This window comes from Pseudomonas sp. M1 (assembly GCF_022760135.1).
Lineage (GTDB): Bacteria > Pseudomonadota > Gammaproteobacteria > Pseudomonadales > Pseudomonadaceae > Pseudomonas > Pseudomonas citronellolis.
The window spans coordinates 1,054,427-1,072,308 of the sequence record NZ_CP094343.1 but is presented as its reverse complement, the minus strand read 5'-3'; the positions used below and the strand labels follow the sequence as shown (position 1 = coordinate 1,072,308).

Here is a 17,882-nt window from a genome sequence, read left to right as displayed (position 1 = left end):
GCAATGCAATGCCCGCGTGACCTGGCGGTCAGCCGCTGTACCGGATGCGGGACAAACTGTCACCCCGGCCTGTGCCAGCGCTGCCACACCGCCCGTCGGCGGGCGTCCGCCAGCCGACCGCCGGCCCAGCAACCACGCGGTTCGCGCTGGCATGGCCCGGCCCTTGCTCTACGCTTGTCAGACCGCAAACGCGTCCTCCCCAACAAGCACAAGAGCCAGGAGATCCACCATGCGTTACGCCCAACCCGGTAGCCAAGGTGCTGTCGTTTCCTTCAAGTCCCGCTACGGCAACTACATCGGTGGCGAGTTCGTACCGCCGGTCAACGGCCAGTACTTCGTCAACACCTCGCCGGTGAACGGCCAGCCCATCGCCGAGTTCCCCCGCTCCGACGCCGCCGACATCGACAAGGCCCTGGACGCCGCCCATGCCGCGGCCGATGCCTGGGGCCGCACCTCGGTGCAGGAGCGCTCGCTGGTCCTGCTGAAGATCGCCGACCGCATCGAACAGAACCTGGAAGTGCTCGCCGTCACCGAGACCTGGGACAACGGCAAGCCGGTGCGCGAAACCCTCAACGCCGACATCCCGCTGGCCGCCGACCACTTCCGCTACTTCGCCGGCTGCATCCGCGCCCAGGAAGGCTCGGCCGCGGAGATCAACGACAGCACCGTGGCCTACCACATCCACGAGCCGCTGGGCGTGGTCGGGCAGATCATCCCGTGGAACTTCCCGCTGCTGATGGCCGCCTGGAAACTCGCCCCGGCCCTGGCCGCCGGCAACTGCGTGGTGCTCAAGCCGGCCGAGCAGACGCCGCTGGGCATCTGCGTGCTGATGGAGATCATCGGCGACCTGCTGCCGCCGGGCGTGCTCAACGTCGTCCAAGGCTTCGGCAAGGAAGCCGGCGAGGCGCTGGCCACCAGCAAGCGCATCGCCAAGATCGCCTTCACCGGCTCCACCCCGGTGGGCTCGCACATCCTCGAATGCGCGGCGAAGAACATCATCCCCAGCACCGTGGAACTGGGCGGCAAGAGCCCGAACATCTACTTCGAAGACATCATGCAGGCCGAGCCGACCTTCATCGAGAAGGCCGCCGAGGGCCTGGTGCTGGCCTTCTTCAACCAGGGCGAGGTGTGCACCTGCCCGTCCCGCGCCCTGGTGCAGGAATCCATCTACCCGCAGTTCATGGAAGTGGTGATGAAGAAGGTCAAGGCGATCAAGCGCGGCGACCCGCTGGACACCGACACCATGGTCGGCGCCCAGGCCTCGCAGCAGCAGTTCGACAAGATCCTCTCCTACCTCGACATCGCCCAGCAGGAAGGCGCCGAAGTGCTGGTCGGCGGCCAGGTCGAGAAGCTCGAAGGCAGCCTGGCCACCGGCTACTACATCCAGCCGACGCTGCTCAAGGGCAGCAACAAGATGCGCGTGTTCCAGGAAGAAATCTTCGGCCCGGTGGTGGGCGTCACCACCTTCAAGGACGAAGCCGAGGCCCTGGCCATCGCCAACGACACCGAGTACGGCCTGGGCGCCGGCGTCTGGACCCGCGACATCAACCGCGCCTACCGCATGGGCCGCGGCATCAAGGCCGGCCGCGTGTGGACCAACTGCTACCACCTGTACCCGGCGCACGCCGCGTTCGGCGGCTACAAGAAATCCGGCGTGGGCCGCGAGACCCACAAGATGATGCTCGACCACTACCAGCAAACCAAGAACCTGCTGGTCAGCTACGACATCAATCCGCTGGGCTTCTTCTGATAGCAGCGAGCTCCGACTCTCTTCCGCGCGGCCTTCGGGCCGCGCTTTTTTTCAGGCCTCGGCACGCCTGCGGCGCAGGAGCAGGGAGCCGCCCAGGGCGATCAGCGCCAGAGCGGGAATGACACTGTCACCGCCATGGGACAGCCCCGTCGGCCACTGGAGAATGACTGCCCAACCGGCCAGGAAGCACCCGCCTCCCAGCCACCGACGCAACGTCCGGCGGCGAACCAGATGATCGACCGAGACGATCAGGACGAGCGCCACGGCGTACTGGAGTATGTCGCTCATCCGCGGGAAGCTCCCGTCTTGAGCAACATGGACTGGGTAGACCGCTGCGGACCTATGCCACCACTCACTACGGCATCGACGCCGACAATTCGGTCGCCGATATGGTAGGTCGGCAGCCGATCGAACGCGAAACGCCTGCTTGCGGCCCCCATGGCCAATCCTGCGATGGGATGTATACGCGAGCCGGCTGCCGTGGCGATCCCGGCAACGGCATTGGCGACACTGACTCTCTGGTGGTTCAAAGCGTCGGCCTGCTCCCGGCTCAAAGGTTCGGATACCAGCACGCCAAGCATGCAGAGCCGACCCCTCGCCTGCATGTAGTCGAAAACATCCAAGACAAACTCGGCTATGTCCTGATTCCAACGGAGCGTTCGATCGTAGTTCAACGAACGTAACCGGTTCCGCTCGGCAGCAACCAGTTGAACGATCATCAACGAGAAAACGATGCCATGCGCGTTTTGCGCCTGGCGGCACTCTATCTTCATGGACGGCGACCCGGCAGGTTTGCCCCGTATTCGGCGGCAGGTCGGCCAGATTCGGATTTGCCCTCGATCCGGACTATCGGACAACGGCCTGATCGGCCGCCTGAAAAGTCCCAGTTTCAAGTGTGTAGGGCGCATAACCGTTCGCGGTTATCCGCCGATGTCTCCCGCGCGGGAGCCTGTCCGGCATGGATGGGAAATTCGCAGTCAACCTGTAGGAGCGGGCCCTGCCCGCGATTCGCGCGCAGGGCGCGCTCCTACATGGGAATGACGCGGGTCGCACAGCATAATCCGCGCCGGAATCTCCGGTTATCGCGGTCAAGATCCTACGTTGCAGGCGTGCGCCGGGAAGATCAGGCTTCGTCGCTGCGCCATTGCCGCGGGCTCACGCCGAACCAGCGGCGGAAGGCGCGGGAGAAGGCGCTGGTCTCGGAGTAGCCCAGCAGCGGCGCCAGTTCGGAGATCGGCCGTTGGCGCTGGCGCAGGTAGTGCACCGCCAGTTCGCGGCGGGTGTTTTCCACCAGTTGGCTGAAGCTCAGTCCGGCCTCGCGCAGGCGCCGTTGCAGGCCGGCGGTGGTCAGCTCCAGGCGCTCGGCGATCAGTTCCAGCACCGGCTCGCCCTCGCTCAGGGCCAGGCGGATCTGGGTGCCGGCGTCTTCCAGCAGGTCCGGCCCGCGGCCCTGCTCGCCCAGGCGGCGGATCACGTCCTGCACCAGGAACAGCAGGTTGGCGTCGCGCTCGGGCATCAGCCGGCCCTTGATGTCGGCCTTGGGCACCAGCAGCGAATTACAGCCGCGCTGGAAGTGCACCGGCGCGCCGAACACCCGCGCGTGCTCCTGCCAGTCCTCCGGGCGGGCGTGCTCGAAGCCCACCGCGCGCGGCGACCAGTCCTGGCCGAGGGCGTGGCGCAGCAGGTTCAGCGCCATGCCCATGGTCAGTTCGGCATCCTGGCGGCGGTCGAGGATGGCGCCGTGCTGCACCTGGTAGTCGAAGCGGAAGCACTCACCGCAATCCACCAGGCGGATCAGGGTGCTGTGCTGGTGGAAGGGAAAGGCCGCGGCGAAGTTGCGCAGGGCGTCTTCCAGGGTTTCCGAACACAGCCCCACGTAGCCCAGCAGGCCAAGGGCGCGGGGCTGGAACTGCTGGCCGTAGCGCAGGCCGAAGTTGTCGCAGCCGGACTGCCGCGCCGCCTCCTCCAGCACCTGGCAATAGTTGGTCAGGGCCAGGCTCAGGGTGGGGTGGCGCAGGCGCTCGGGGTCGATGCCGGCGCGGCCGAAGACGCGGTCGATATCGCCGCCCTGGGCGGTGATGAAGCCATCCAGGCCGCTGGCGGCGGCGGACAGCACGCCCAGGTTGCTCGCCGAGGGCGTGGCGACGGCACAGGAAAACAGGGACGGGTTCATGGGCACGCTCGTTGTTATTGATCGCTTATCCGACAAAACTACTTAGCAATTACCGTTAGCAATTACCGTGCCTCGCCCCGGAACCCCGAAATACCCCATGACAGCAGCCGCATCGGCCCCTGGACGCGACATTCCCGTGCAGGCCGCGCGCCATCCTGGGGCGATGGGTAACACCTCGTTGCAACTTGACCGCAGAGGCCGCACGGCGGGCTCCAGGGTCAAGTCCTGGGCCCCCGCCGTCGCTACCATCGAAGCCAGGCAACCCGTCCACGCCCCGAGGGGCAGAGGAGTCCGCAATGAGCGCATCACAACTAAAACCGACGCTGGGAACCTTGCACCTCTGGGGCCTGGCCGTGGGCCTGGTGATTTCCGGCGAGTACTTCGGCTGGAGCTACGGCTGGGGCACCGCCGGCACCCTGGGCTTCCTGGTCACCACCCTGATGGTGGCCCTGATGTACACCTGCTTCATCTTCAGCTACACCGAGCTGACCACCGCCATCCCCCACGCCGGCGGCCCCTTTGCCTACAGCCTGCGGGCCTTCGGCAAGACCGGCGCGACCATCGCCGGCATCGCCACCCTGATCGAGTTCGTCTTCGCCCCGCCGGCCATCGCCATGGCCATCGGCGCCTACCTCAACGTGCAGTTCCCGGCGCTGGACCCGAAATGGGCGGCCACCGGCGCCTACGCCATCTTCATGACACTGAACATCCTCGGCGTGAGCATCGCCGCCACCTTCGAGCTGGTGGTCACCGTGCTCGCGGTGGCCGAGCTGCTGGTGTTCATGGGCGTGGTGGCGCCGGGCTTCAGCTTCAGCAACTTCGTGCTCAACGGCTGGGCCGGCTCCAGCACCTTCAGCAGCGCGGCCATCGGCGGCATCTTCGCGGCCATTCCCTTCGCCATCTGGTTCTTCCTCGCCATCGAGGGCGCGGCCATGGCCGCCGAGGAAGCCAAGGACCCGAAACGCACCATCCCGCGCGCCTACATCGCCGGCATCCTCACCCTGGTGACCCTGGCCATCGGCGTGATGATCTTCGCCGGCGGCGTCGGCGACTGGCGCGAGCTGTCGAACATCAACGACCCGCTGCCGCAGGCCATGAAAGCGGTGGTCGGCAACAACTCCACCTGGATGCACATGCTGGTGTGGATCGGCCTGTTCGGCCTGGTGGCCAGCTTCCACGGCATCATCCTCGGCTACTCGCGGCAGTTCTTCGCCCTGGCCCGCGCCGGTTTCCTGCCCCCAGGCCTGGCGAAACTCTCGCGCTTCCAGACCCCGCACCGGGCCATCCTCGCCGGCGGCGTGGTGGGCATCGCGGCGATCTTCAGCGACAACCTGATCAGCCTGCAGGGCATGACCCTGACCGCCGCGATGATCACCATGAGCGTGTTCGGCGCCATCGTCATGTACATCATGAGCATGCTCAGCCTGTTCAAGCTGCGCCGCAGCGAGCCGCACCTGGAGCGCACCTTCCGCGCGCCCGGTTACCCGATAGTGCCGGGCATCGCCCTGGCCCTGGCGCTGGTCTGCCTGGCTGCCATGCTGTGGTACAACCAGGTGATCGCCCTGGTGTTCCTGGCGCTGATGCTGGCCGGCTTCATCTGCTGCAACCTGGTGATCGCCGCGCGCCGCGGCGTGCCGGCCAGCTTCGCCAGCGAAGGTTGATCCACCCGCGCCGGGCCGCGAGGTCCGGCGCCGTTGAGCACAAGGAGTTCCCATGCCCGGATACGCCCACAGCGTCGGTGGCCAGACCTGGCGCTTCGACAGCCTCAGGCAGCTGATGGCCAAGGCCAGCCCGGCGCGCTCCGGCGACTGCCTGGCCGGCGTCGCCGCCAGCAGCGACGCCGAGCGCGTGGCCGCGCAGATGGCCCTGGCCGAGGTGCCGCTCAAGCGCTTCCTCGACGAGGCGCTGATCCCCTACGAAGCCGACGAAGTCACCCGGCTGATCATCGACGGCCACGACCGCGCCGCCTTCGCCCCGGTCAGCCACCTGACGGTGGGCGACTTCCGCGACTGGCTGCTCGGCGACGCCGCCGACGAGGCCAGCCTGCGCGCCCTGGCGCCGGGGCTGACGCCGGAGATGGCGGCCGCGGTATCGAAGATCATGCGCGTGCAGGACCTGGTGCTGGTGGCGCAGAAAATCCGCGTGGTCACCCGCTTCCGTAATACCCAGGGGCTGCGCGGGCGGCTGTCCACCCGGCTGCAGCCGAACCACCCCACCGACGACCCGGCCGGGATCGCCGCCAGCGTCCTCGACGGCCTGCTCTACGGCAACGGCGACGCCATGCTGGGGATCAACCCGGCCACCGACAGCCTGCAATCCATCTGCACCCTGCTGGAAATGCTCGACGCCATCATCCAGCGCTACGAAATCCCTACCCAGTCCTGCGTGCTGACCCACGTCACCAGCTCCATCGAGGCGATCAACCGCGGCGCGCCGCTGGACCTGGTGTTCCAGTCCATCGCCGGCACCGAGGCGGCCAACGCCAGCTTCGGCGTGAGCCTGGCGGTGCTGCAGGAAGGCTACGAGGCCGGCCTGTCGCTCAAGCGCGGCCCCCTGGGCGACAACCTCATGTACTTCGAGACCGGCCAGGGCAGCGCGCTCTCGGCCAACGCCCACCACGGCGTCGACCAGCAGACCTGCGAGGCCCGCGCCTACGCCGTGGCCCGGCACTTCAAGCCGTTCCTGGTGAACACCGTGGTCGGCTTCATCGGCCCGGAATACCTGTACAACGGCAAGCAGATCATCCGCGCCGGCCTGGAGGACCACTTCTGCGGCAAGCTGCTGGGCGTGCCCATGGGCTGCGACATCTGCTACACCAACCATGCCGAGGCCGACCAGGACGACATGGACATGCTGCTGACCCTGCTGGGCGTGGCCGGCATCAACTTCATCATGGGCATCCCCGGCTCCGACGACGTGATGCTCAACTACCAGACCACCTCCTTCCATGACGCCCTCTACGCCCGCCAGAGCCTGGGCCTGCGCCCGGCGCCGGAGTTCGAGGAATGGCTGGAGCGCATGCACATCCTGCAGCAGCGCGAAGGCAAGGTGCGCCTGGCCGAGCAACTGCCGCCGGCGTTCCGCCCGGCCCTGGCGCAACTGAACTGAGGACGCGCGGATGAGCGAAGAGAAGTCCACCGCCACCCCCAACCCCTGGCAGGAACTGCGCCGCCTGACCCCCGCGCGCATCGCCCTGGGCCGCGCCGGCACCAGCCTGCCGACCAGGGCGCAACTGGACTTCCAGTTCGCCCACGCCCAGGCCCGCGACGCCGTGCACCTGAGCTTCGACCATGCCGGCCTGAGCGCCGCCCTGGCCGAACGCGGGCGCGCAAGCCTACTGCTGCACAGCGCTGCCGCCGACCGCCACACCTACCTGCAGCGCCCCGACCTGGGCCGCCGCCTGGACGAAGACTCGGCGGCGCTGCTGCGCCAGCACGGCGAGGCCAACCCCGCGGGCTACGACCTGGCCGTGGTGGTGGCCGACGGACTCTCCGCACTGGCCGTGCAACGTCATGCCCTGCCCTTCCTGGAACGCCTGGAGGACATGGCCGCGGCCGAGAACTGGAGCCTGTCGCCGGTGGCCCTGGTGCAACAGGGGCGCGTGGCGGTGGCGGACGAGGTGGGCGAACTGCTGCGGGCGAAGATGGTGGTCATCCTCATCGGCGAACGCCCCGGCCTCAGCTCGCCGGACAGCCTCGGCCTGTACTTCACCTGGGCGCCGAAGGTGGGCCTGAACGACGCCTACCGCAACTGCATCTCCAACGTGCGCCTGGAAGGCCTGAGCTACGGCATGGCCGCCCACCGCCTGCTGTACCTGATGCGCGAAGCCTGCCGCCGTCAGCTCTCGGGGGTGAACCTGAAGGACGAGGCGGAACTGCCGACACTGGAAGGCCAGGGGCCGGGGGCCAACTTCCTGCTGGCAGGGCGCTAGGGCACGCTCCTGCTTCGTAGGATGGGTTGAGCGAAGCGATACCCATCACCCTGACCGCATGGGTTTCGCAGGCTCAACCCATCCTACGAAAAGCGCCTCGGCGCAGCCGGCAGGACAATTGCCCTGCGTCCGGCCGAAACACCACTGTCGATCAAACGCTCGCTTGGATTGCGCTTTCAACGATTTCTGGTGCAGCATCCGGGCAGTGCTGTGCTGGCACAGCACCTGCATCGTGACAGCAGCCCATTCACCGAACGCAGAGATCCGCCCATGCGCATCGTGCAAGCCACCCTCGATCACCTCGACCTGCTCGCCCCGCTGTTCGTCAAGTATCGTGAGTTCTACGGGATGCTGCCCTACCCCGAATCCTCGCGGAAATTCCTCGAGAAGCGCCTCAAGCGCAAGGAGTCGGTGATCTACCTGGCGCTGCCGGACGACAGCGACGACAAGCTGCTGGGCTTCTGCCAGCTCTACCCGAGCTTCTCCTCGCTGTCGCTCAAGCGCGTGTGGATCCTCAACGACATCTACGTCGCCGAGGACGCCCGCCGCCAGCTGGTGGCCGACCACCTGCTGCAGCACGCCCGGCAGATGGCGCGGGAAACCAATGCCGTGCGCATGCGCGTGTCCACCAGCACCAACAACGAGGTGGCGCAGAAGGTCTACGAGTCCATCGGCTTCCGCGAGGACACCGAGTTCAAGAACTACATCCTGCCCATCAGTGACGATCTCGTCTAAGCCGAGGGCGCATTACGCTGGCAATGGCTTAACGCCAGCATTACAGTGAAGCATCGCACGTGCCGCCCGGCGTTCGGCGGCTAAGGGGCTCCATGGGCATTCCCCAGCGTCTACTGCGTCACTTCTCCCTGCTCCTGCTGTTCGGCCTGGGCACCGTCCAGGCCGATACCCTGCGCGTGGCCACCCTCGACTGGGAGCCCTACGTCGGCGCCGACCTGCCCGGCCAGGGCCTGGCCAGCCGCATCCTCGACGAAGCCCTGGCGCTCAACGGCGACCGCGCCGAGCGGGTGTTCCTGCCCTGGCAGCGGGCCCTCAACGAAACCCGCGAAGGTCACTACGACGCCCTGATGCCGGCCTACCTGTCGGCCGACCGCAGCCGCGACTTCTACACCTCGATGCCGCTGCTGGACTCGCAACTGGGCTTCTTCCACCGCCGCGACCGCGCCATCGCCTACCGCGCCGGCGACCTCGACAGCCTGCGCCCCTACCGCATCGGCGTGGTGCGCGGCTACGTCAACCAGGCGGATTTCGACAAGGCCGACTTCCTCACCAAGGAAGTGGTCAACAACGACTGGCAGAACCTGGAAAAGCTCCTGCGCGGGCGCCTCGACCTGGCGGTGGTGGACCGCTACACCGGCTACCACCTGCTGGCGCGCAACGCCCCGGCGCTGCGCGAGCAGCTGGAATTCATCGAACCGCCGCTGGAGGTCAAGCCCCTCTACGTGCTGATTCCCAAGACCCGCACCGGCGGCGAGGCGCTGGCCGCCAACCTCGACCGCGGCCTGCGCACGCTGCGCCAGAGCGGGCGCCTGCAACAGCTGATCGCCGACGCCCACCTGGAAACCGCCCAGGGCATCCGCGCCGTGGCCGAACACCCGCTAGCCGAGCAGGTACCAGGCGCCGCCGGCCACGACCGCGCCCGCGAAGGCGCCGACAACCGCCCAGCGGCGCCAACCCTGGACTGGCAGGCGAGCCTGCGCTAGCCCGGCCCCGCTTCGACAGCCGCTCCGGCGCCAAAAGCGCCCCCGGACAGGGACATCGGGCGAGGTTCCGACAGAGATTTCCACTGCGGAACTGCAGCCTTCATGCCGACAGTCTTTTCACTCGCGCGCTGTAATATCCTGCAACCTGTCGTGGGCAGACGCCTGCGACAAAGCGCGCCCCACGGCAACGCGGGGGTGCCTATAATGCCGGGCTCGGCAGTTCACCACGCGGTTTTCAAGGCGCCTCATGGATTTCAACCCGATCGACCTCGTTCTGCATCTCGACACCTATCTCTCGCTGCTGGTCAACAACTACGGGGCCTGGATCTACGCCATCCTGTTCCTGGTGATCTTCTGCGAAACCGGCCTGGTAGTAACGCCCTTCCTCCCCGGCGACTCCCTGCTGTTCATCGCCGGCGCCATCTGCGCCACCGGCGGCATGGACCCGTGGGTGCTGGGCAGCCTGCTGCTGTTCGCGGCCATCAGCGGCGACAGCACCAACTACGTGATCGGCCGAACCCTGGGCAAGCGCCTGTTCAGCAACCCGGACTCCAAGGTGTTCCGCCGCGACTACCTGGACCAGACCCACGCCTTCTACGAGCGCCACGGCGGCAAGACCGTGACCCTCGCGCGCTTCCTGCCCATCGTGCGCACCTTCGCCCCTTTCGTCGCCGGCATGGCCTACATGCCCTACCTGCGCTTCCTGTTCTTCAGCGTCGCCGGCAGCATCGCCTGGGTCGGCGGCCTGGTCACCCTGGGCTACTTCTTCGGCAACGTGCCCTTCATCAAGCAGAACCTCTCGGTGATGATCATCGCCATCATCGCCTTCTCCCTGGTGCCCATGCTGATCGGCGTGGTCCGCCACAAGCTGGCGCGCAACGGCAAGCCGCAGGCCTCGGAGCGCTGATACCGCGATGTGGTCGTTCAGCGCCTGGCGCCGCCGGCGCTTCCTCGCCCGCCACCCGCTGGACGCCCAGCTGTGGGCCGAGGTGCTGCGCCACCTGCCGATCCTCGACGGCCTGAGCGAAGAGGAACTGCGCCTGCTCGGCGAGCGGGCGCTGCTGTTCCTGCGCGACAAGCACCTGACCGCCCTGCCCGGCGTCGAGCTGGACGACTTCCGCTGCCTGCTGCTGGCGGCCCAGGCCCAGCTGCCGCTGCTGCACCTGCCGGAGCTGAACTGGTACGGCGGCTTCCACGAGCTGGTGCTCTACCCGGACGACTTCCTCAGCCCGCAGAAGCACCGCGACCCGGCCGGGGTGATCCACGAGTTCGACGACGAGCGCAGCGGCGAAACCTCGCTGCAGGGCCCGGTGGTGCTGGCCTGGCCCGGGGTGGAAAACGGCGGCGGCTGGGACGCCTACAACCTGGTGATCCACGAGCTGGCGCACAAGCTGGACATGCTCGACGGCGACGCCAACGGCCTGCCGCCGCTGCACCGCGACATGCGCATCGGCGACTGGTCGGCGGCCATGAAATCGGCCTACGACGAGATGAACCGCAAGCTCGACCGCCATCCCGAGGCGCACACCGCCATCGATCCCTATGCCGCGGAGAACCCGGCGGAATTCTTCGCCGTCACCAGCGAATACTTCTTCACCGCCCCGGACCTGCTGCACCAGGCCTATCCGAAGGTCTACGAGCAACTGGGGCTGTTCTACCGGCAAGATCCGCTTGCGCGCCTGCAGCGACTGCAGCGCGAGCACCCCGACTATCAGGAAACTCCGGCGCACTGAGCGATGTCTGTGGCTTGGCCACGGCAATCTGCCTATAATCCGCCGCACTTTTTCGGCCCGACCAACCCCCTTGGAGTCGTCCATGAGCTACAGCAGCATCCCGGCTGGCAAAGACCTGCCGAACGACATCTACGTCGCCATCGAGATCCCGGCCAACCACGCGCCGATCAAGTACGAGATCGACAAGGACACCGACTGCCTGTTCGTCGACCGTTTCATGGCCACCCCGATGTTCTACCCGGCCAACTACGGCTTCATCCCCAACACCCTGGCCGACGACGGCGACCCCCTGGACGTGCTGGTCGTGACCCCCTACCCGGTGGCCCCGGGTTCGGTGATCCGCGCCCGTCCGGTCGGCGTGCTGAACATGAGCGACGAAGCCGGCGGCGACGCCAAGCTGATCGCCGTACCGCACGACAAGCTGAGCGTGCTGTACCACGACGTGAAGGAATACACCGACCTGCCGGCCCTGCTGCTGGAGCAGATCAAGCACTTCTTCGAGAACTACAAGGACCTCGAAAAGGGCAAGTGGGTCAAGGTCGAAGGTTGGGGCAACGCCGAAGAAGCGCGCTCCTACATCACCAAGGCCGTCGCCGCCTTCCAGGCCAAGTGATGGTCGCGGGGCAACCCGCCACGAAAAAGCCCCGCCCCCGCGCGGGGCTTTTTTCTGCGCGTAACGGTCACGTCCGTCGCAACGACGGCGCCTGGTGGAAAAGCCATTAGGCAAGCCCGGCCGAATTTGCTAAAGTGCGCGCCCAAGACGCCGGTCCCAGAGCCGCGTCCACAGCATTCAAAGGCGGTCGCTGCTTACCAGAAGTAAGGACGGGCCACCCCCTGAAGAGCCGGCCACAAGCCGGCTTTTTTAATGCCCGCAGAAATCCACCAATGTCCGTCAAGCCCTGGAAGATCAAGGCTTTGAGACGTACCATCTGTCTCTCAACGTCCACCAATAATCGATAGAATCTCCCGCCAGAGTGTGGGTGAAGGTGTGGGTAGATAGGGAGTCTGTATGGGTAAGCTAACGACCAAGACCATCGAATCATTGGCTAGGACGGCAGAACCCGGAAAAACCAACGATGGCGATGGGCTCTACTTTCAGGTAGCCAAAGGCGGCTCTTCGAGTTGGATCTTTCGCTACAAGCTGGACGGGCGAAGCCGCGAAATGGGACTAGGCCCCTTCCCGGTCATTACCCTCAGCCAAGCGCGGCAACTCGCAGCGGATCAGCGAAAACTTCTCGCGACCGGTATCGATCCCCTAGCCGCCCGAGATGCAGAACGAGAAGCGAAGCGAGAGGCTGAGCGCCAAGCTGCAGCGCGTCGTACCACGTTCGAAGATCTTGCTCGCGATCATCAACAGGCCCATGGAGCCACCTGGTCTGAAAAATGGCGTAAGGGCTGGCTGCGGAAGCTGGAGCTATACGCATTCCCCATCATCGGGAAGCTATCGGCTGACGATATCCAAACCGAGCACATGCTGAGCGTCTTGCGGCCGATTTGGTCGACAAAAACGCGCACCGCCGATGAAGTGCGTGGACAAATCGAGCAAGTGCTAGATGCAGCAAAGGCTCGCCGCCTTCGCGGCGGTGACAATCCCGCCCGCTGGCGCGGCCATCTGGAAAACCTCCTCAGCAAAGCTGAAAAGAAGAAAGCTCGGCAACGCCAGCACTTCCCAGCCATGCATTGGCGTGACTTGCCGAAGCTGATGAGTAAATTGGCTCAAGACTCCAGTCGGGATGCCGTAGCCGCACGCCTGCTGATTCTAACTGGGGCTCGCTCCCACATGATCCGCTTCGCGCAATGGCCCGAGATGGATTTTGCAGCTGGGACATGGGCACTTCCGGCCGAACGCATGAAGATGAGAAAGCCATTCGTCATTCCCCTCCCCTCTCAGGCTGCGGATATGCTGCAAAGCCTACCTCGTACGAATTCACCGTATCTGTTCCCAGGAAAAGGCAAGAGTGGTGCCATACATGCCAATGCCATACGCAACCTCCTGCATAAGCTAGGGCACGCAGACATTACTCGACATGGCTTTCGCTCCACATTCCGCGACTGGGCCAACGAGAACACTCACTACCCACGAGAGGTATGCGAACTCGCACTCGCTCATGACGAACGGGATCAGACCGAAGCCGCTTACTCTCGCTCAGACTTTCTAGAGAAACGCAGAGCACTGATGGCTGATTGGGCCGAATTCTGTACAAGCCACAAGCTGCAGGCATAACTACCAAGCGTCACCGGCAGCAATCGGCAAATTGCACATCCGAGATTATGAATCAATCAGCAGGGCTGTTGCAGCGCATCGCGCCGGGCGTAGGCTCGGAAATGGTCGGCCAGCTTGTAACACGCGATGGCCTGTGCCCCTTGGCAGTCAGCGACTGCTCGGCGCAGAGGATCTGACGAGCGTTGTGCTCCCTTGACCTCTGCACTAGGTGAAGGCGCAGGAACCCCCACAGTTCGAGCCAAGGGCACAGATGAACTCACCGATAGGCCGTAGCGCCGCCGACCAGGCCACAAAACAGCAAGTACGCCTCGACGGCTACAAGTGGGGACAAGCACAAAACTAGTGCTGCCCACTAGTTGCGGCCTGCCGCTGGCTGTCAGCGCCCATAACTTCCTCTGCGATGCCGTGCATTACCTCGACTGACTTGCCAGGGCATTTTGCTATTATTCAGTAACGGACAGGCACAGGGCATCGGGTCTGCTGCCGTACTCACTGGGAGTCGGAACTAGAGGGCATGGGGCATAAGAAGCAATGGCATGGCCCGCCACAATGCCAGGTACGCTCCCGACAATCTGCACAAAAAGGAATTTGGCATGGCCGGGACATCTACCGACAAATTTTCGGCCGGTGAGCAGGGACTGGGATACATCTACCAGGCGCGTCTTGCTCTTCTACAACTGCTCCAATTGCCGGAAGACACCGCCATCTTCCTGGAAAAGGACGATGACCTTGATTTCGTCGACGGCCAGGGCGGGAAGTCTTTGGCCTCGCTTAAGCACAAGGCGATCGGCGACAGACTGACCGACTTGTCGGCCGACTTCTGGAAGTCCATCAATATCTGGTTGGTGCGGTACAAACGTGATGGCCGTGCTGCATCGAACCTGCGGTTCTTCCTCTTCACCACCGGCGAGGTGTCGACCGACTCGTTCCTGTCCGGTCTTCTCCCCAATCAGCCCACCGCCTCCGGCGATGACGAAACTCTGACTGCATTGGCCCAAAAGGCACTTTCGGCATCGAAATCGAAACTCATCGCGCCGATTGCCGCGGCGTTTGAGGAACTGAATGATGTCGAGAAGCAGGATTTCCTCGAGCGCATCCTGATCCTGGATAGCAGCCCGCGCATCGACGACATTCCCGTGCTCATAAGGGATAAGCACATGCGAAGCATCCGGCGCGAGCACCGCGAATTCGTCTTCGAGCGGCTGGAAGGTTGGTGGACCGATGTCGTGATCAAGCAGCTCACCGGTGGTAGGCCCGAAGGGATCTTTGGCTACGAAGTATCTGACAAGCTCTCGAACTTCGCCGAGGAGTACAAGGTAGATAACCTGCCTATCACCTTCCGCGGAAAACTCCCCTCCGACAACATCGACATTGATACTGATCCGCGCCTATTCGTAGCGCAACTGCGTGAGATTGGCATTTCCGCCAACCGAATCAGAAGTGCGATTTTGGATTATTACCGGGCGTTCGAACAACGGTCGGCCTGGGCGCGCGCGAGCCTGCTTGTATTGGGAGAGGTCGAGGAATACGAAGATCGCTTGGCCGATGAGTGGGACCGCTACAAGGATGTCATTTTCGAGAGGCTGGAAGACGACAGTGCTGAGGACGTGCTTCGCCAAGCCGGCACTGAACTTTACAACTGGGCGGAATTTGAAACCGCAAAGATCGACTCCCTGCGCATTCGTGCGCGGGTGACGGAGCCCTACGTCCTTCGTGGAAGCTTCCACATTCTCGCCGACAGTACTCCCCACCCCAGAGTCTACTGGCATCCCAGATTCCTTGACCGTCTCGGCGACGTACTGGAGGCGGCATCATGAAGCGATGGGATCAGCGCCCTTTCGAGGTTCGAAACCTGTTCAATCCTGCATTCTGTGGCTTAGTCATGTTTCGCGCCCTGGCCGGCTACGAAGAAGACGACGACCGCGGCATGCCTTTTTCGCTGTCGCTTCTTGTGCTGCCCCTAAGCCTGCACAAGGACTCACGAGAGGTGATCGCTGGCAGCCCACGCAGCTATCTGCTCAAGACCGCAGAGAAGAACCAGCAAATCATGGTGGGCTTCGCCGATCGGGTCACGCAGATGCTTCCCTATGCCTTCGAGGGGTTCGGTCTACTGATGGAAAGGGGGTGCATCGCCGTCGCGGATGACGGACGCATTCAGACCATCCCCAAGAAGGTGCGCAAGGCCGTCGATGGCACAGCCGAAACTGTCGCCTGCCAGAAAGTGGCCCGCGTCGTAGGAAAGGAATTCGCACGTATCGCCGACCGGGCGACCGTCTACACGACTTTCGGGATTCGCCCATGAAGATCAGATCCATCCACATTTACAGCCATGATGGCCAACGTCGTGACCTCGCATTCAAGGTGGACGGACTCAACGTCATCACCGGTCGCTCCTCCACTGGCAAATCTGCACTTTCAGAGATCATCGAATACTGCATGGGACGATCTTCGTTCAACGTCCCCGAGGGTATCATTCGCGACAAGGTGGCCTGGTTCGCCGTTATCTACCAGTTCGAGAAGGAGCAGGTACTGGTCGCCAAGCCACCCCCTTCTGGCAGCGGCGCCAGTTGCAGTACGGTGATGCTGCGCAGAGGCGCCCAATTGCAGGTACCCGAGTTCAAGGATTTGGCGATCAACACTGACGACGAAAGCATCGTCGAATTATTGTCGCGCCTGCTCGGGATTCCCGAGAATCGCACCGAAGTCGCGCTGGAGCATAGTCGCAACAGCTACGACGCCAACGTTAAGCACACGTTCTATTACCTGTTCCAGAAACAGGGGTTGGTCGCTAACAAAGACCAACTTTTCTACCGGCAGAACGAACAGTTTCAGCCGCAGGCGATCCGTGACACGTTACCGATCCTGCTCGGAGTCTCTTCCAGCGACCGCTACGAACTGGAATCCAAGTTGCGCTTGGCGCAACGGGATCTGAGGGTTAACCAGAAGAAACTGGAACTGGCACAAGACGCCGTCGACACATCGCATGTGCAGGCGATCGGCCTCCACTCGGAAGCAAAGACAGTCGGGGTCCTCGGCACTACCGACGAGAGTCTCAATGCAGACGGGATCATGGAAGTATTGAGGTCTGCGTTGTTCTGGAAGCCCGAAACGGTACCTGACGACGACGGCAGCCGGGTTTCGATTCTGGAAGAGAAACTCGTTCAGTTGCGCCGTAATCGCCGGGACGTTCAGGGAAGGATTGATGCAGCGCGACAGTTCGCCAAACGCTCGGGTGGCTACGAAAACGAGGCTGCCGAACAGATAGACCGCCTGGCGTCGATCAAAGCCTTGCCGAAGAATCCTGACAGCGGTGAATGGCAATGGCCGTTCAGCGAACAGAATCTGGCACTAGAATCCCCGGTTGCCGTTGTCCTGCTCAACGAACTGGCATCGCTCGACAAGGAGTTGCGCGTCGCCACCGGCCAACGTCCTAAGCTCGATGCCTACTTGACCGAACTGGCCGGCACCGTGGACGAGATCAGGGATGAGATCAAGCAGAAGGAAGCGGAGCTGTCCGCGGCGATCTCAGCCAACGAATTTCTCGCCAAGATGGGCTCGCGCAACAATGCCGCTGCGCGCGTGGTCGGCCGTATCAGTCTGTTCCTGGAAACGCTCCTCCCAAATGAGGATCTTGCCAAGCTGAAAGCTGAGAGTCGCCGCCTCAGCAACAAAGTCAAGCAGCTTGAAGAGCAGATCGGGGCGGATGACAGCAACGAGCGCCTGACGTCAATCCTCAACAACATCTCTGCGCAGATGTCGCGATACATCCAGAAGTTCAACGCCGAGTTCGGTCCTTATCCCGCGCGGCTAAATCTGCCTCAACTAACGATCATCTTTGATCGGCCCGAGCGCCCAGTGCCGATGGGCAGGACCGGCGGCGGCGAAAACCATCTCGCGTACCATCTGTCGGCACTACTTGCCCTGCACCTATTCGCGGCGCAGAACAATCGACCAATCCCGCGCTTCCTACTGATCGACCAACCAACCCAGGTTTACTTCCCCTCTGAACAGGTTTACCAAGATGCCGACGGTTCAGTGCAGAAGACGGAAGCCGACGCCGACCTTGATGCGGTACGCCGTCTATTCGAGCTGTTGCTGAAGTTCACTCAAGAAGAGGTCCCCGGCTTCCAACTAATTGTTACTGAACATGCGAACCTGCGCGAACAGTGGTTCCAGGACGCGTTGGTTGAAGAACCATGGACCAAGCCACCCGCGCTAGTTCCCGAAAATTGGCCATCAGAACCAGTTAATTGATCTAGCAACCATCATACGACTAGAAGTCGTATGATGGTTTAAGTAGATGTGTTTGATCCACTGCTGATACCAACTTCTGCCCGATTCTAACCGACAGGT

At 63.7% G+C, this 17,882-nt stretch carries 16 protein-coding genes; 13 read left to right on the top strand and 3 right to left on the bottom strand.

All coding sequences use genetic code 11. From position 1 onward, the window contains the following. Positions 1-229: 229 nt before the first annotated feature. Positions 230-1,750 carry an acetaldehyde dehydrogenase ExaC gene (gene exaC / locus PM1_RS04810; RefSeq protein WP_009615972.1) on the top strand — a complete coding sequence of 507 codons (1,521 nt, stop codon included), beginning with the start codon at positions 230-232 and terminating at the stop codon, positions 1,748-1,750. Positions 1,751-1,801: 51 nt separating this feature from the next. On the opposite strand, the gene PM1_RS04805 is transcribed toward exaC, so the two are convergent. From PM1_RS04805 to qhpR, 3 genes are all read right to left on the bottom strand, one after another. Next, positions 1,802-2,038 (bottom strand): MYXO-CTERM sorting domain-containing protein, encoded by a 237-nt coding sequence (locus PM1_RS04805; RefSeq protein WP_009615971.1) that lies wholly within the window; start codon positions 2,036-2,038, stop codon positions 1,802-1,804. Beyond that, positions 2,035-2,523 carry a hypothetical protein gene (locus PM1_RS04800; protein WP_024128458.1) on the bottom strand — a complete coding sequence of 163 codons (489 nt, stop codon included), beginning with the start codon at positions 2,521-2,523 and terminating at the stop codon, positions 2,035-2,037. The genes PM1_RS04805 and PM1_RS04800 overlap by 4 nt, the downstream gene beginning before the upstream one ends. A gap of 350 nt (positions 2,524-2,873) precedes the next feature. Beyond that, positions 2,874-3,923, bottom strand: coding sequence for an AraC-like transcriptional regulator QhpR (gene qhpR / locus PM1_RS04795; protein ID WP_009615970.1), 1,050 nt, complete (start codon positions 3,921-3,923; stop codon positions 2,874-2,876). A 296-nt stretch (positions 3,924-4,219) separates the two neighbouring features. On the opposite strand from qhpR, the gene eat reads away from it, so the two are divergent. The 12 genes from eat to PM1_RS04735 all read left to right on the top strand — a co-directional run bounded on the left by eat (position 4,220) and on the right by PM1_RS04735 (position 17,783). Beyond that, positions 4,220-5,584, top strand: a complete 1,365-nt coding sequence (gene eat, locus PM1_RS04790) for an ethanolamine permease (RefSeq protein WP_009615969.1) — start codon at positions 4,220-4,222, stop codon at positions 5,582-5,584. Between the two features lie 52 nt (positions 5,585-5,636). Beyond that, positions 5,637-7,031 (top strand): ethanolamine ammonia-lyase subunit EutB, encoded by a 1,395-nt coding sequence (locus PM1_RS04785; RefSeq protein WP_009615968.1) that lies wholly within the window; start codon positions 5,637-5,639, stop codon positions 7,029-7,031. A gap of 10 nt (positions 7,032-7,041) precedes the next feature. Next, positions 7,042-7,854, top strand: a complete 813-nt coding sequence (gene eutC / locus PM1_RS04780) for an ethanolamine ammonia-lyase subunit EutC (RefSeq protein WP_009615967.1) — start codon at positions 7,042-7,044, stop codon at positions 7,852-7,854. A gap of 270 nt (positions 7,855-8,124) precedes the next feature. Then, positions 8,125-8,589: a GNAT family N-acetyltransferase gene (locus PM1_RS04775; RefSeq protein WP_009615966.1), complete on the top strand. Its 465-nt coding sequence runs from the start codon at positions 8,125-8,127 to the stop codon at positions 8,587-8,589. 92 nt (positions 8,590-8,681) lie between these two features. After that, positions 8,682-9,572 carry a substrate-binding periplasmic protein gene (locus PM1_RS04770; protein ID WP_009615965.1) on the top strand — a complete coding sequence of 297 codons (891 nt, stop codon included), beginning with the start codon at positions 8,682-8,684 and terminating at the stop codon, positions 9,570-9,572. 247 nt (positions 9,573-9,819) lie between these two features. After that, positions 9,820-10,479: a DedA family protein gene (locus PM1_RS04765; protein ID WP_009615964.1), complete on the top strand. Its 660-nt coding sequence runs from the start codon at positions 9,820-9,822 to the stop codon at positions 10,477-10,479. A gap of 7 nt (positions 10,480-10,486) precedes the next feature. Continuing rightward, on the top strand, positions 10,487-11,305 hold the full coding sequence (locus PM1_RS04760; RefSeq protein ID WP_009615963.1) for a M90 family metallopeptidase: 819 nt from the start codon (positions 10,487-10,489) through the stop codon (positions 11,303-11,305). An 82-nt stretch (positions 11,306-11,387) separates the two neighbouring features. Continuing rightward, entirely contained in the window at positions 11,388-11,918 is a 531-nt protein-coding gene (ppa, locus tag PM1_RS04755) for an inorganic diphosphatase (protein ID WP_009615962.1), read from the top strand. Between the two features lie 396 nt (positions 11,919-12,314). Further along, on the top strand, positions 12,315-13,529 hold the full coding sequence (locus PM1_RS04750; RefSeq protein WP_003150487.1) for a tyrosine-type recombinase/integrase: 1,215 nt from the start codon (positions 12,315-12,317) through the stop codon (positions 13,527-13,529). Positions 13,530-14,065: 536 nt separating this feature from the next. After that, positions 14,066-15,346 carry an ABC-three component system protein gene (locus PM1_RS04745; protein WP_202964462.1) on the top strand — a complete coding sequence of 427 codons (1,281 nt, stop codon included), beginning with the start codon at positions 14,066-14,068 and terminating at the stop codon, positions 15,344-15,346. Then, positions 15,343-15,831: a three component ABC system middle component gene (locus PM1_RS04740; RefSeq protein ID WP_003150491.1), complete on the top strand. Its 489-nt coding sequence runs from the start codon at positions 15,343-15,345 to the stop codon at positions 15,829-15,831. The genes PM1_RS04745 and PM1_RS04740 overlap by 4 nt, the downstream gene beginning before the upstream one ends. Continuing rightward, on the top strand, positions 15,828-17,783 hold the full coding sequence (locus PM1_RS04735) for a DUF3732 domain-containing protein (protein ID WP_009615960.1): 1,956 nt from the start codon (positions 15,828-15,830) through the stop codon (positions 17,781-17,783). Before PM1_RS04740 ends, PM1_RS04735 begins: the two co-directional genes overlap by 4 nt. The last annotated feature ends 99 nt before the right edge of the window (positions 17,784-17,882 follow it).